At 72.0% G+C, this 14,341-nt stretch carries 13 protein-coding genes and 1 pseudogene; 8 read left to right on the top strand and 6 right to left on the bottom strand.

Annotated elements, in window-relative coordinates:
• Positions 1–7 precede the first annotated feature (7 nt).
• The 7 genes and pseudogenes from C8E97_RS31585 to yhjD all read left to right on the top strand — a co-directional run bounded on the left by C8E97_RS31585 (position 8) and on the right by yhjD (position 8,226).
• A complete protein-coding gene (locus tag C8E97_RS31585) occupies positions 8–316 on the top strand; it encodes a nucleotidyltransferase family protein (RefSeq protein WP_121012814.1) in 309 nt (102 codons plus the stop codon).
• A gap of 42 nt (positions 317–358) precedes the next feature.
• Positions 359–589, top strand: a pseudogene (locus tag C8E97_RS31580) (exodeoxyribonuclease III); the annotation flags it as partial.
• 207 nt (positions 590–796) lie between these two features.
• Positions 797–2,500: a TIGR03767 family metallophosphoesterase gene (locus C8E97_RS31575; RefSeq protein WP_121009482.1), complete on the top strand. Its 1,704-nt coding sequence runs from the start codon at positions 797–799 to the stop codon at positions 2,498–2,500.
• A 59-nt stretch (positions 2,501–2,559) separates the two neighbouring features.
• Positions 2,560–5,115: a bifunctional FO biosynthesis protein CofGH gene (locus tag C8E97_RS31570; RefSeq protein WP_121009479.1), complete on the top strand. Its 2,556-nt coding sequence runs from the start codon at positions 2,560–2,562 to the stop codon at positions 5,113–5,115.
• Between the two features lie 123 nt (positions 5,116–5,238).
• Positions 5,239–5,580, top strand: a complete 342-nt coding sequence (locus tag C8E97_RS31565; protein ID WP_147455285.1) for a hypothetical protein — start codon at positions 5,239–5,241, stop codon at positions 5,578–5,580.
• A 240-nt stretch (positions 5,581–5,820) separates the two neighbouring features.
• Positions 5,821–6,816 carry a tryptophan--tRNA ligase gene (gene trpS / locus C8E97_RS31560; protein WP_121012812.1) on the top strand — a complete coding sequence of 332 codons (996 nt, stop codon included), beginning with the start codon at positions 5,821–5,823 and terminating at the stop codon, positions 6,814–6,816.
• Between the two features lie 414 nt (positions 6,817–7,230).
• Complete coding sequence (yhjD, locus tag C8E97_RS31555) at positions 7,231–8,226, top strand: inner membrane protein YhjD (RefSeq protein WP_121012810.1); 996 nt, start codon at positions 7,231–7,233, stop codon at positions 8,224–8,226.
• A 104-nt stretch (positions 8,227–8,330) separates the two neighbouring features.
• Here yhjD and C8E97_RS31550 read toward each other — a convergent pair whose 3' ends face one another.
• Together C8E97_RS31550 and C8E97_RS31545 are read right to left on the bottom strand one after the other, a co-directional pair.
• Positions 8,331–8,678: a hypothetical protein gene (locus C8E97_RS31550; protein WP_121009473.1), complete on the bottom strand. Its 348-nt coding sequence runs from the start codon at positions 8,676–8,678 to the stop codon at positions 8,331–8,333.
• Positions 8,679–8,704: 26 nt separating this feature from the next.
• Complete coding sequence (locus C8E97_RS31545; RefSeq protein WP_121009470.1) at positions 8,705–8,932, bottom strand: SCO4848 family membrane protein; 228 nt, start codon at positions 8,930–8,932, stop codon at positions 8,705–8,707.
• Between the two features lie 60 nt (positions 8,933–8,992).
• On the opposite strand from C8E97_RS31545, the gene C8E97_RS31540 reads away from it, so the two are divergent.
• Positions 8,993–10,297: a D-alanyl-D-alanine carboxypeptidase family protein gene (locus C8E97_RS31540; RefSeq protein ID WP_121009467.1), complete on the top strand. Its 1,305-nt coding sequence runs from the start codon at positions 8,993–8,995 to the stop codon at positions 10,295–10,297.
• Between the two features lie 573 nt (positions 10,298–10,870).
• Here C8E97_RS31540 and C8E97_RS31535 read toward each other — a convergent pair.
• From C8E97_RS31535 to sdhC, 4 genes are read right to left on the bottom strand one after another with little or no spacing between them, the layout of a single operon-like run.
• Positions 10,871–11,653, bottom strand: a complete 783-nt coding sequence (locus C8E97_RS31535) for a succinate dehydrogenase iron-sulfur subunit (RefSeq protein WP_121009464.1) — start codon at positions 11,651–11,653, stop codon at positions 10,871–10,873.
• Entirely contained in the window at positions 11,653–13,404 is a 1,752-nt protein-coding gene (sdhA, locus tag C8E97_RS31530; RefSeq protein ID WP_121009461.1) for a succinate dehydrogenase flavoprotein subunit, read from the bottom strand. Before sdhA ends, C8E97_RS31535 begins: the two co-directional genes overlap by 1 nt.
• A 22-nt stretch (positions 13,405–13,426) precedes the next feature.
• On the bottom strand, positions 13,427–13,837 hold the full coding sequence (locus tag C8E97_RS31525; RefSeq protein WP_121009458.1) for a succinate dehydrogenase hydrophobic membrane anchor subunit: 411 nt from the start codon (positions 13,835–13,837) through the stop codon (positions 13,427–13,429).
• A gap of 2 nt (positions 13,838–13,839) precedes the next feature.
• On the bottom strand, positions 13,840–14,262 hold the full coding sequence (gene sdhC, locus C8E97_RS31520) for a succinate dehydrogenase, cytochrome b556 subunit (protein ID WP_121009455.1): 423 nt from the start codon (positions 14,260–14,262) through the stop codon (positions 13,840–13,842).
• Positions 14,263–14,341: the final 79 nt, after the last annotated feature.

Raw genomic sequence — 14,341 nt, 5'->3', positions numbered from 1 at the left:
GACGTCCGTGCACGAGGTCATCGCGGCCAAGCGGTCCGAGGTCGAGGAGCTGTGCCGGGTATCGGGCGTCCGGCGGCTCGACGTGTTCGGGTCCGCTGTCGGTGACTCGTTCGACGTGGCGTCCAGCGACGTGGACGTCCTCGTGGAGTTCGACGCCGGTCCGGGCTTCGACTACTTCGGCAGCTACTTCGCCCTGAAGGAAGGGCTGGAGCGGATCTTCGGTCGGCCGGTCGACCTCGTGAGCGGTTCGAGCATCCGCAACCCGTACCGCCGGGAGCGGGTCATGGCGACCAGGGAAACGCTCTACGCGGTGTAGTCCTCGCGCATACCTGTGGACGGCGAGCGGTTCGACCACGACTCCGGGTACGTGGACGTGGTGCGTTCCCTGCACCCTGAGGTGGTCGGGCCTTACACGTGGTGGTCCTACCGGGGGAAGGCGTTCGACAACGATTCCGGGTGGCGGATCGACTTCCAGGTGGCGACCGAGGGGTTGGCGGCGGTGGCGATGAGCGCGGTGGTCGAGCGCGCGGCGACTTATGCCGAGCGCTGGTCGGACCACGCTCCCGTGACGGTCGTCTACGGCGATTGAGCGCCCGGTCGCGAGTCGGAGAGCAGGGGTGGTCTCCGCGCCCGGTCGAGTGGGGCTGCCGGCAGGTGTTCGTCCGAAGAGGGGCGTGGCGCGCGCTCAAGTCGCTTGGGTGATCGTCTTCGCTCGTTCGGCCGCACTTCACGTCGTGTTCGTGACCCGCACCACCGGTCGTGAAAGTCTTTCACCAATCGAGGTGAGGAGCGGTCGATGGTGGGGATCAGCCGGCGGCGTTTCTTCCAGGCGGCCGGGGCCGCCGGTGCGGTGGCCCTGTGGGGTGGTGGCGGGTCGCCCGCCTTCGCCGCAGGCACCGGCACCACGTTGGACGGCGCGGCCGTGCCCCTCGGCGGCACCGGGTACCGCCGGCTCACCGCCGGGCCGGGGTGGCCGCTGGTGGTGCGCGGCGACCTCGCCCCGCCCGCCGCGAGCCGCGTCGACCACCGCCGCCCGCTGGCGTGCTTCGTGCAGTTCACCGACATGCACATGGTCGACGCGCAGAGCCCCGCCCGCTTCGAGTACACCCACCCGCTGCTCGGCGGCGGTGCGTTCCGGGCGCACGAAACGCTTGCCCAGCACACGTCCGCCGCACTCGTCCGCAAGGTCAACGCGCTGCCCGGCGGGCCGTTCACCGGACGCCCGATCGACTTCATGATGACCACCGGCGACAACACCGACAACCACGAGCAGGTCGAGCTGGACTGGTTCCTCACCGTCCTCAACGGCGGCCGGATCACCGCCAACACCGGCGACCCCAGCCGGTACGAGGGCGTGCAGAACTCGGGCGTCCCGATCTACTGGAACCCCGACGGCACCGCCACCGACGACTACCGGGCCAAGGGCTTCCCCCGGCTGCCCGGCCTGCTGGACGCCGCCATCCGCCCGTTCGACAGCCCCGGCCTGCGCATCCCGTGGTACTGCACGTTCGGCAACCACGACGACAGCGTGGTCGGCACGCTGCCCGACGGCATCCCGTTCATCGACGCCCTCTACACGGGCCGCACCAAGGTGATGGGCTTCCCCGGCCCCGACGCCGCCCGCGTCGCCCGCGCCATGGCCGACCCCGCCCAGGCGGCCGACGCGGCGGCGGTCCTGGCCGCCGGCCGCGGGTTCGCCCGCACCGTCACGCCCGACGCGCGGCGCAGGCCGTTCACCACCGCCGAGTTCGTCCGCGCCCACCTGGACCCGCGCAACACCGGCCCCGGCCCCGTCGGCCACGGGTTCACCCCGGACAACGCCGACGGCGTCGACGTCTTCTACACCTTCCGCATCGCGCCCGGCGTCACCGGGATCAGCCTGGACACCACGACCACCGCCGGGGCCGCCGACGGCTCCATCGGCCTGCACCAGTACCTCTGGCTGGAGAAGGTGTTGCGCCGCAACAGCTCCCGCTACTACGACGTGTTCGGCAAGCGGCAGGCGCAATCCGTCACCGACGAGCTGTTCATCCTGTTCAGCCACCACACCAGCCGGACGATGGGCAACGTCCTCCCCGACCGCCGCCGCCCCCTCGACCCCCGCCTGGACGGCAACGCCCTCGTCGCCCTCCTCCAGCGCTTCCCGAACGTCGTCGCCTGGGTCAACGGGCACACCCACGAGAACCGGATCGTGCCGCACGGCACCGGCGACCGCGGCTTCTGGGAGATCAACACCGCCGCCCACGTCGACCACCCGCAGCACGCCAGGGTCATCGAGCTGGCCGACAACGGCGACGGCACGCTGTCGCTGTTCACCACCCTGGTCGAGGGCGACGCGCCGTACTCCGTCGACTACGACGACCGCACGCCGCGCGGCCTGGCCTCGCTCGCCCGCGAGTTCGCGTTCAACGACCCCCACGCCGACGCGAACGCGGTCGGCGCGCCGACCGACCGGAACACCGAGCTGCTGGTGCCGGGGCACTCACCGCTGCGCACCTGATCGTGCGACATCTCACTCCCGGCGCGGGAGTGGAATTCTGGCCGCCTACTGTCGTTGACGTGGCCGTGGACATCTCGATCACCCCGCCGGAGCCCGCGCCGACCCCGGCGGCGACGAGGCGGGCGCTCCGCCGCGCCGCCGACGGCGCGGTGTTGGACGTGACCGAGGCGTCGGTGCTGCTGCACGCGCGCGGTGACGACCTGGACGCCCTGCTGGCCGCCGCCGGCCGGGTGCGCGACGCCCACCTGCGCGCCGAGGGCCGCCCCGGCGTCGTGACCTACAGCCGCAACGCGTTCATCCCGCTGACCAGGCTGTGCCGGGACCGGTGCCACTACTGCACGTTCGCGACGGTGCCGCACCGGCTGCCCGCGCCCTTCCTGGAGCGCGACGAGGTGCTCGACATCGCCCGGCAGGCCGCCGCGCAGGGCTGCAAGGAGGCGCTGTTCACCCTGGGTGACCGCCCGGAGGAGCGGTGGCCGCAGGCGCGGGAGTGGCTGGAGGCCCGCGGCCACTCGTCGACGCTGGACTACGTCCGCGCCTGCGCCATCGCGGTGCTGGAGGAGACCGGCCTGCTGCCGCACCTCAACCCCGGCGTGCTGAGCTGGGAGGAGTTGCAGCGGCTGCGGCCGGTCGCGGCCAGCATGGGCATGATGCTGGAGACCACCGCCGAGCGGCTGTGGAGCGAGCGCGGCGGCCCGCACTACGGCAGCCCGGACAAGGAGCCCGCCGTCCGGCTGCGGGTGCTCACCGACGCGGGCCGGGTGAACGTCCCGTTCACCACCGGCATCCTGATCGGCATCGGCGAGACGATCACCGAGCGCGCCGAGAGCCTGCTGGCCCTGCGCGGTGTCGCGCGCCAGTACGGGCACGTCCAGGAGGTGATCATCCAGAACTTCCGCGCCAAGCCGGACACCGCGATGCGCGGGATGCCCGACGCCGACCTGCGCGAGCTGGCGGCCACGATCGCCGTCGCCCGGCTGGTGCTGCCGCCCTCGACCAGCGTGCAGGCGCCGCCCAACCTGGTCGGCGACGAGTTCGACCTGATGCTGCGGGCGGGCATCGACGACTGGGGCGGCGTCTCGCCGGTCACGCCGGACCACGTCAACCCGGAGCGGCCCTGGCCGCAGGTCGAGACGCTGGCCGCGCGCACCGCGTCCGCCGGGTACGAGCTGCGCGAGCGCCTGGCGGTGTACCCGCGCTACGTCCGGGCGCCGGCGGGCCAGTGGGTCGACACCCGCCTGACCGCCCACGTGCGGGCCCTGGCCGGGCCGGACGGGCTGGCCGACGCCGACGCGCCGGTGGTCGGCCGCGAGTGGCAGGAGCCGGACGGCGGCCTGGACACCTACGGCCGCGCCGACCTGCACACCGCGATCGACACCGAGGGCCGCGCGGCGGATCGGCGCGGCGACTTCGACTCCGTCTACGGCGACTGGGCCTCGCTGCGCGTCCCGAAGGCCGTCGAACGGCTGCCCGAGGACACCGCCCGCGCGCTCCGCCTGGCCGCCGACGACCCGGCGGCGCTGCTCGCGGACACCGACGCGGCGATGGCGCTGCTCACCGCCGACGGCGAGGCGCTGGAGACCATGACCCGCCTGGCCGACGAGCTGCGCGCGGACGTGGTCGGCGACGACGTCACCTACGTCGTCAACCGCAACATCAACTTCTCGAACGTCTGCTACGTCGGCTGCCGCTTCTGCGCCTTCGCCCAGCGGGAGCGGGACGCCGACGCGTTCCGGCTCGGCGTCGACGAGGTCGTCGACCGCGCGCGGGAGGCGTGGGACGCCGGCGCGACCGAGGTGTGCATGCAGGGCGGCATCGACCCCAAGCTGCCGGTCACCTACTACGCCGACGTGGTGCGGGCGATCAAGGCCGCGCTGCCGGGGATGCACGTCCACGCGTTCAGCCCGATGGAGATCGTCAGCGCCGCCGCGAAGGCCGGGGTGAGCGTGCGCGAGTGGCTGACCGAGCTGAAGGCGGCCGGCCTCGACACCATCCCCGGCACGGCCGCGGAGATCCTGGACGACGACGTCCGGTGGGTGCTCACCAAGGGCAAGCTGCCCGCCGCCACCTGGCTGGAGGTGGTGGCCACCGCGCACGAGGTCGGCCTGCGGTCCTCGTCCACGATGATGTACGGCCACGTCGACCACCCCGGCCACTGGCTGGGCCACTTCCGGGCCCTCGCCCGGCTCCAGGACCGCACCGGCGGGCTCACCGAGTTCGTCGGCCTGCCGTTCGTCCACCGCAACGCGCCGATCTACCTCGCGGGCGTGGCCCGGCCGGGCCCGACGCGGCGCGACAACCGCGCCGTGCACGCGTTCGCGCGGCTGGCGCTGCACGGGCGCGTCGACAACGTCCAGTGCTCCTGGGTCAAGCTCGGCGACGAGGGCACCGCCGAGGTGCTCAGGGGCGGCGCGAACGACCTCGGCGGCACCCTCATGGAGGAGACCATCAGCCGCATGGCCGGCTCGGAGCACGGCTCCGCCCGGACCGTCCGGCAGCTGCACGACACGGCCGCGCTGGCGGGTCGGCCGGCGCGGCAGCGCACTACGACATATGGGCGAATCGACACCTCTGGACCGCACCCCGGGGGCCGGCTCCCGACCGCGCGCGGCTAGTCTGCCGCCGGCCGCGTTCCACCGAACTCCGCACCGGAGCCCAACAGCTTCGGTAGGTTCGCGGCCGTCCGTCAACGGTGTTCACCCGCAGCGGTGACGCGGTGTTGGTGAGGAGGCTGGGCAGTGCGCGGTCGCAGTGCAGCACTGGGTGTGGTCGTGGGTGCGGTGTCGTCCCTGACCGCGACAGGTGTGGCGAGTGCGGGCACCAGCGCCGGCGCGCTCGGCGCGTCGTCGGTCAACACGCCGGTCGGCGTGGCCGCCGTGGCGTTCGGCGCGGTCGGCCTGGTCGCGGGCCTGGTCCGCCGCCGCCGGGCCGCCGTGGAGCGCGCCAAGGCCGACGGCGCGGTGGCGGGCGCCCAGCCGGAGGCGGGTGCCCTGTCCGGGGCGGCCGTCGCGCTGTCGGAGGCCGCCGCCGCGCTGCCCGCCGCGCAGCCCGCGACCCGGCCCGCTCCCACGGGCGTCTGATCCGCCTGGGACAATCGCGCCGTGGCTCCTGAGAACTCCGCTGAGAACTCCGCCCTGAACACCGCCGTGGATTCCGCCGTGGATTCCGGGCGCGCCGCCGCGGGTGACGCCGAGGCCGTCGGCACCGGGGGCGCGGGTTCCCCCGCCGGGAGCGCCGCGGCCGCCGGCGCGGGTTCCGGGGACGCCGCCGGCGCGGGTTCCGGGGCAGCGGGTCCCGGTGGCGCGGGTTCGGACGCGCCGGTGGCCCGGCCGCGCGTCCTGTCCGGCATCCAGCCGACGGCCGGCTCGTTCCACCTCGGCAACTACCTCGGCGCGCTGCGGCAGTGGGTGACCCTCCAGGACACCCACGACGCGTTCTACTGCGTGGTCGACCTGCACGCCATCACGGTCGAGCAGGACCCCAAGACGCTGCGGCAGAACACCCGCGTTTCGGCGGCGCAGCTGCTCGCGCTCGGCATCGACCCGGACCACGCCACGCTGTTCGTGCAGAGCCACGTGCCCGAGCACGCCCAGCTCAGCTGGGTGCTCCAGTGCCTGACCGGGTTCGGCGAGGCCGGCCGGATGACGCAGTTCAAGGACAAGTCGGCGCGCCAGGAGGCGCAGGTCGGCGTCGGCCTGTTCACCTACCCGATCCTCCAGGCCGCGGACATCCTGCTGTACCAGGCGCACCACGTGCCCGTCGGCGAGGACCAGCGGCAGCACCTGGAGCTGACCCGAGACCTGGCGCAGCGGTTCAACAGCCGGTACGGCAGGACGTTCCGGCTGCCCGAGGCGTACATCCCGAAGGACACCGCCAAGATCTACGACCTCCAGGACCCGACGTCCAAGATGAGCAAGTCCGTCCCCTCCGGTGTGGTGGAGCTGCTGGAGGACCCGAAGCGGGCCGCGAAGAAGATCCGGTCGGCGGTCACCGACACCGGGCGCGAGATCACCTACGACCCGGCCGCCAAGGCCGGTGTCAGCAACCTGCTGGTGATCTACTCGGCGCTGACCGGGCGGACCGTCGACGACCTGGTGGCGGCGTACGAGGGCAAGGGCTACGGGGACCTGAAGAAGGACCTCGGCGAGGTGTTCACCGAGTTCGTGACGCCCGTGCAGGACCGCGTCCGGCAGTACCTGGCCGACCCGGCGGAGCTGGACAAGGTCCTCGCCCGCGGCGCGGAGCGGGCGCGGGACGTGGCCGGGCGGACGCTGGCGCGGGTGTACGACCGCGTGGGTTTCCTGCCCGCCCGCTGATCACCCCGCCGAGTGGCGGTTGATCACCCTTCCGCTTAACGTTCTCCCGTGGCGGAGGAGCCGAAGTCGGCGCGGGTGCCAGGGTCCGCGCGAGGAGCGGTGCCGGCGCGCCCGGCACCGGTCCGGATCGAACCGGCCCGAGCGGGCTCGCGTCGCGCGGGTCGAGCCGGTCGGTCGGGCGCGAGCGGGTCGGACGCAGGTGGGTCGGGCGCAGGCGGGTCGGGCGCAGGCGGGTCGGGGTCGAGCCGGGCGGGTTCGGACCGGCGCGGAACGGATCAAGGCGGAACGGACCGGCGCGGGCCGGACCGGGCGGGCGCGGGTCGCGCGGATGCCGGACGGGCGGGGCCCAGTGCGGCCGAAGCGGCCCGGACCGGGCCGGACCGGGCGGACGCCGAGGAGTCGAAGCTCGACCGGCTGCGCCGCGAACGCCGCTGGCTGGACCACCTGCTGCGCGCCGCCCAGCGCTACAGCGAGCAGTACGGCGCGCACTACGCCGCGGCCGTCACCTACTTCAGCGTCCTGTCGCTGGTCCCGATGCTGATGATCGGGTTCGCCATCGCCGGTTTCGTGCTCTCCTCGCAGCCCGAGCTGCTGGACGAGCTGAAGGAGGGCATCGCCGACGCCGTGCCGGGCACCCTGGGCGACACCATCAACGACGTCGTCAAGCAGGCCGTCGAGTCCAAGGGCACGGTCGGCGTGTTCGGCCTGCTCGGCGCGGCGTACTCGGGCCTGGGGTGGATGAGCAACCTGCGTGACGCGCTGACCGCGCAGTGGGGCCACGCCAAGGAGGACCTGCCGTTCCTGAAGACGGCGCTGAAGGACCTGCTGGCGCTGCTGAGCCTGGGCCTCGCGCTGGTGGTGTCGTTCGGCCTGACCGCCGTCGGCAGCGGGTTCGCGCACCTGGTGCTGGAGTTCGTCGGCCTGGACGGCGTGCGGTGGGCCGAGGCGGTGCTGAAGGTCGGCACGATCGCGCTGGCGCTGGTGGCGAACTGGCTGGTGTTCCTGTGGGTGCTGGCCAAGTTGCCGCGCAGGCCCGTGGGGTGGCGCAGCGCGGTGAAGGGCGCCGCCGCCGCGTCCATCGGGTTCGAGCTGCTCAAGCTGGTCGGGACGATCTACCTGTCAGTGGTCACGTCCTCGCCCGCCGGCGCGGCGTTCGGTCCGGTGATCGGCGTGCTGGTGTTCGCGAACCTGGTGGCGCAGTTCCTGCTGTTCATCACGGCGTGGACGGCCACCGCGCGGGAGAACGTGCTCAAGGACCTGCCCGCGCCCCCGCCGCCCGCCGTGATCCGCCCCGTCGTGGAGGTGCGGCGTGCGCCGAGCCCCCGCGCCGCCGCCGGCCTGGTCGGCGCGGGGGTGCTGCTGGGCGCGCTGTTCCGGGGCACGTCCGGGAGGTCGCGCCGCGGGCGTTGACGTGGCCGCGCCCGGCCGTGCGCCCGCGACGTCGGCGGTTCGCGCGGGTCGCGATGTCGGAGGTTCGCGCGGGTCGTCGCGATGTCGCCGCTCGCGCGGGCGGCCTACGTCCAGAAGACGGCGACACCCACGTTGAGGACCACCAGCCCGGCGAGCGCGGGCGTCAGCCAGGACGCGACCTTCTGCCGGTTCACGTTCGCCGCGACCAGGACCGCGATCACCACCAGCACCAGCAGCTTCACGCCGATCTTGAAGTGGTCGTACTCCTTGTCGGTGAGCGGTGCCAGCGCGACCAGCGCCACGCCGGTCAGCAGCTGGAGCCCGGCGCCGTGCAGCCAGCCCTTGTTCAGCGGGCCGTCCTTGCCCACCCGCATCTGGACGAAGAACATGGCGACGAGCATTCCCATCCCGAGCAGGTGCAGGAACACCAGCAACAGGCGCACGAACTCCACGGCGGAGCCTCCAAAGGGTGTGGTGGTTACTTGCGTCGGAGTGCCCGCAGGCCGCGGACGCCCAGCACGCCGATGACCGTGCCGAACGTGAGGGACGCGACGACGAGCACCAGGTGCACGGTGAAGAACGCGGTCGGGCCGGCGTCCCACGAGCGGGGGTCCTTCCAGATGTTGCGCAGGAAGGTCGGCCAGATCACCCAGGACCACACCCCGAAGGCCACCAGGAACACGGACATGCCACGGGAGAGCTTCACGGATGCAGTATCGGACGTGGCGGGTGCACGTCACTCAACCGGGGTGGATAGCCTGGACGGGTGCCTTCCCCCGCGTCCCGACGACCCGTTGCCCTGGTGCTGGCTGCCTGCACGCTGATGGCCACCGCAGTGTTCGGTGCCTCGGCGGCGCGGGCGCAGCCCGCCCCGTGCGATAACCGGGTGTCACCACCCCCGGCGGTCGACACGTCCGAACAGGTGCCACCCGGCGCGAAGCCGCCCTCGCCGCTGGAGGTGCCCGAGAACCCCGTGGGCGGTGACCGGCTCGGCGAGTGCGGCTTGGTGCTGCCCGCCAACGCCCAGCGGTTGCCCGACGACATCACGGCCCGGAGCTGGTTGCTCGCCGACATGGACTCGGGTGCCGTGCTGGCCGCCTACGACCCGCACGGCCGCCAGCGGCCCGCGTCGGTGATCAAGGTGCTGCTGGCGATGGTCGTCGCGAAGGAGCTGGCGCCGGACGCGACCGTCGTCGCCACCGAGGACGACATCGCGCAGGAGTGCACGTGCGTCGGCCTGCGCAACGGCGCCGAGTACACCGTGGAGCAGTTGCTCCAGGCCCTCGTGATGGCGTCGGGCAACGACGTGGCCCACGCCCTCGCGCGGCGGCTGGGCGGCCTACCGAGCGCGATCCGCAAGATGAACGCGCTGGCGATCGAACTCGGCGCGCTGGACACCCGCGCGGTGACGCCGTCCGGGCTGGACGCGCCGGGCACCAGCACGTCGGCCTACGACGTGGCGCTGATCTTCCGGGCGGCCATGAAGTACCCGGACTTCGCCAAGGCCGTGGTGACCCAGCGCATCGACTTCCCCGCCGCCAGCGGGGTCGGCACGGTGCCGGTGATCAACGACAACAAGCTGCTCACCAGCTACGAGGGCGCGCTGGGCGGCAAGTCCGGGTTCACCGACGACGCCCAGCACACCTACGTCGGCGCGGCCGAGCGGAACGGTCGCCGGCTGGTCGTGGTGCTGCTGCGGGGGCAGCAGCAGCCCCTGCGGATGACCGAGCAGGCCGCGAACCTGCTGGACTACGGGTTCGAGCTGCCCGCGGGCGAGCCGGTCGGCCGGTTGGTCGACGGCGCGCCGCAGACGAAGAAGAAGACCGTCGAGCCCAAGCCGACGCCTACCAGCGCGGCCGTGGGCGAGGTGGCGGAGACCACGGACACCCGCAACGCCGCCATGTCCACGGCGTTCGGCACCGTGGGCGGGCCCATCACGGCCGTGGCCGGGCTCGGCGTGGTGCTGGCGCTGGTGATGTACCTGCGGACGCGGCGGGCGAAGGCGGCGCGGGCCGCACGCGCGGCGCAGGCGGCGCAGGCGGCCCAGTCGGCGACGCAACAGCCCGGATAGCCACCGCGCGGTTCAGTCACTTGGGTGGCGGCGCGGCGGCCTGGGCGCGGCGGGGTGGGCGCGGCGGGGCGGGTGGCCGCTTGTGTGGTTGGGGTCGCCTGGGTGGCGGCGTGGCGGCCTGGGGTGGCCGCTTGGGTGGTTGAGGTCGCTTGGGTGGCGGCGTGGCGGCCTGGGGTGGCCGCTTGGGTGGTTGAGGTCGCTTGGGTGGCGGCGCGGGGGCGCGGTGGCCGCTCGTGTGGTCCAGGTCGCTCAGCCCGGCGGCGCGGCAGGCCGGATGGTTTCAGGTTGCTCAGCCCGGCGGCGCGGCAGGCCGGATGGTTTCAGGTTGCTCAATCCGGCGGCGCGGCAGCCGGAACAGCCCGGCGCGGCCTCGCTTCCGCCGTGTCCGTCGTTGGAGTACGTCGTACGCCTACAGTTGGCGTATGTTGTACGCTTATCGTTAGTTGGCGTATGCCGTACGCATATCATTGGCGTCTGGTGTACGCTTACCGCTTTTGGTGGTGCGAGTGGTTTTCTGGCGACGACGACAAAGGGGCGGGGCCCGGTGGCCCCGCCCCTCTCGTCGTGCTCGGCTCAGACGCGCTTGAACAGCAGCGCGCGCTTCACTTCCTGGATCGCCTTGGTGACCTGGATGCCGCGCGGGCAGGCGTCGGTGCAGTTGAACGTCGTCCGGCAGCGCCACACGCCGTCCACGTCGTTGAGGATGTCCAGCCGCTCCTCCGCGCCCTCGTCGCGCGAGTCGAAGATGAAGCGGTGGGCGTTGACGATGGCCGCCGGGCCGAAGTACGACCCCTCGGTCCAGTACACCGGGCACGACGTGGTGCAGCAGGCGCACAGGATGCACTTCGTGGTGTCGTCGAACCGCTCGCGGTCCGCCACCGACTGCACCCGCTCACGGGTCGGCTCGTTGCCGTAGGTGATCAGGTACGGCTTGACCGCCCGGAACGCCTCGAAGAACGGCTCCATGTCGACCAGCAGGTCCTTGTTCACCGGCAGGCCCTTGATGGGCTCGATGGTGATCGTGGTCTGCTTGCCGCCGCCCGCCAGCAGGTCCTTCAACAGCACCTTGCACGCCAGGCGGTTCACGCCGTTGATCCGCATCGCGTCCGACCCGCAGATGCCGTGCGCGCACGAGCGGCGGAACGTCAGCGTCCCGTCCAGGTACCACTTCACGTAGTGCAGCAGGTTCAGGACGCGGTCCGACGGCAGGGCCGGGATCTCGAACGAGTCCCAGCGCGGCTCGTCGTCGACCTCCGGGTTGAACCGGCGGACCTTCAGGGTGACGGTGATCGCGCCGTCCGGCACCGGCGGCTGCGCGCCGCGCGAGCCCGTGGAAACTTCAGCGGTAGCGGTCATCAGTACTTGCGCTCCATCGGCTGGTACCGGGTGAACGTCACGGGCTTGTAGTCCAGGCGGATGTCCGCCGACAGGCCCTCACCCTGCTTGTAGTACATGCTGTGGCGCATGAAGTTCGTGTCGTCGCGGTTCGGGTAGTCCTCGCGGGCGTGCCCGCCGCGGGACTCCTTGCGCGCCAGCGCGCCGACGACCAGGACCTCGGCCAGCTCCAGCAGGAAGCCCAGCTCCACGGCTTCCAGGAGGTCGGTGTTGAACCGCTTCCCCTTGTCCTGCACGGTGATCCGCTGGTAGCGCTCCTTCAGCGCCTGCACGTCGTGCAGGGCCTGCTTCAGCGTGTCCTCCGTGCGGTACACCGACGCGTTCGCGTCCATCGTGGCCTGGAGCTCGGTGCGGATGTCCGCCACGCGCTCCTCGCCGTGCTCCGACAGCACCAGCGCGACCTGCGCCTCGACCTGCGCGGCCGGGTTCTCCGGCAGCTCGACGTGCTCGTGCGCGTTGGCGTACTCGGCGGCGGCGATGCCCGCGCGGCGGCCGAACACGTTGATGTCCAGCAGCGAGTTCGTGCCCAGGCGGTTCGCGCCGTGCACCGAGACGCACGCGCACTCGCCCGCCGCGTACAGGCCGGGCACGACGTGGTCGTTGTCCCGCAGCACCTCGCCGTGCACGTTGGTCGGGATGCCGCCCATCGCGTAGTGCGCCGTCGGGTAGACCGGCACCGGCTCCTTCACCGGGTCGACCGCCAGGTACGTGCGGGCGAACTCGGTGATGTCCGGGAGCTTCGTCTCCAGCACCTCGGCGCCCAGGTGCGTGCAGTCCAGCAGCACGTAGTCCTTGTTCGGACCCGCACCGCGGCCCTCCAGCACCTCCAGCGCCATCGACCGGGCCACGATGTCGCGCGGCGCGAGGTCCTTGATGGTGGGCGCGTACCGCTCCATGAACCGCTCGCCGGACGCGTTGCGCAGGATCGCGCCCTCGCCGCGGGCGCCCTCGGTGAGGAGGATGCCCAGGCCCGCGAGACCGGTCGGGTGGAACTGGTAGAACTCCATGTCCTCCAGCGGCAGGCCCTTCCGGAACACGATGCCCATGCCGTCGCCGGTCAGCGTGTGGGCGTTCGACGTGGTCTTGAAGACCTTGCCGAAACCGCCGGTCGCGAACACCACGGACTTCGCCTGGAAGACGTGGATCTCGCCGGTCGCCAGCTCGTACGCCACCGCGCCCGTGCAGACCGGGCCGTCCGCCGTCTCGGTCAGGCAGATGTCGAGCACGTAGAACTCGTTGAAGAACTCGATGCCGTGCTTGACGCAGTTCTGGTACAGCGTCTGGAGGATCATGTGGCCGGTGCGGTCGGCCGCGTAGCACGCGCGGCGCACGGCCGCCTCACCGTGGTTGCGGGTGTGCCCGCCGAACCGCCGCTGGTCGATCTTGCCCTCGGGCGTGCGGTTGAACGGCAGGCCCATCTTCTCCAGGTCGAGGACCGCGTCGATGGCCTCCTTCGCCATGATCTCGGCGGCGTCCTGGTCGACCAGGTAGTCGCCGCCCTTGATCGTGTCGAAGGTGTGCCACTCCCAGTTGTCCTCCTCCACGTTCGCCAGCGCGGCGCACATGCCGCCCTGCGCGGCGCCCGTGTGGGAACGCGTCGGGTAGAGCTTGGTGAGGACCGCCGTGCGGGCGCGCTGGCCGGACTCGATCGCCGCGCGCATCCCGGCGCCGCCGGCGCCGATGATCACGACGTCGTACTTGTGGAACTGCATTTCGAGGTACTCCCCGCGGCGATCAGTCGGTGATGTTCGGGTCGAAGGTGAAGATCACGTAGGTGCCGAGGGACACGATCAGCACCATCGACGCGTAGAGCAGCACCTTGAGCCAGAACCGGGTGGCGTCCTTGCGGGCGTAGTCGTTGATGACCGTGCGCAGGCCGTTCCCGCCGTGGATCTGCGCCAGCCACAGCATCGCCAGGTCCCAGAACTGCCAGAACGGCGAGGCCCAGCGGCCCGCGACGAACCCGAAGTTGATGCGGTGCACACCGCCGTCGAGGATGTTCATGATGAACAGGTGGCCCAGCACGAGCACCACCAGCGCCACGCCGGAGATGCGCATGAACAGCCAGCTGTACAGCTCGCCGTTGCTGCGGCGCGCGGCGGGGCGGCGGGGCGAACGCGGCTTGTCGAGCGTCAGCTCGCTCATGGTCAGTGACCCCCGAACATGTCGGACACCGTGCGGACCAGCATGAAGTAGGCGCCCGGAATCATCACGAGCACCCAGACCGCGAGGATCGCCCAGAGCATCTGGCGCTGGTACTTGGTGCCCTTGGCCCAGAAGTCGACGAGCATCACGCGGATGCCGTTGAGCGCGTGGTAGAGCACCGCGCCGACGAGGCCGACCTCGAACAGGTTGACGATCGGGTTCTTGTAGGTCTCGATGACCTTGTCGTACGCGTCCGGCGACACCCGCACCAGGGCGGTGTCCAGGACGTGCGCGAACAGGAAGAAGAACGTCAACACACCGGTGATGCGGTGGGCGACCCAGGACCACATGCCCAGATCGCCACGGTAGAGCGTGCCGCCTCCTCGGGAGGTGCCCGACCGCTCGGTTGCGGTGGTGCCGGCCATGCGCAACGGCCTCCAGCGTCAGTGGTGGACTGGTTCCCTGTGCTGAGGGGACCTTGACTCTGGGATGCTAGACCTGCGC

Source organism: Saccharothrix australiensis, from assembly GCF_003634935.1.
GTDB classification, from domain to species: Bacteria; Actinomycetota; Actinomycetes; order Mycobacteriales; family Pseudonocardiaceae; genus Actinosynnema; species Actinosynnema australiense.
Note: the sequence above shows the minus strand (reverse complement) of the source record. Positions and strands in the feature narration are given on the sequence as shown.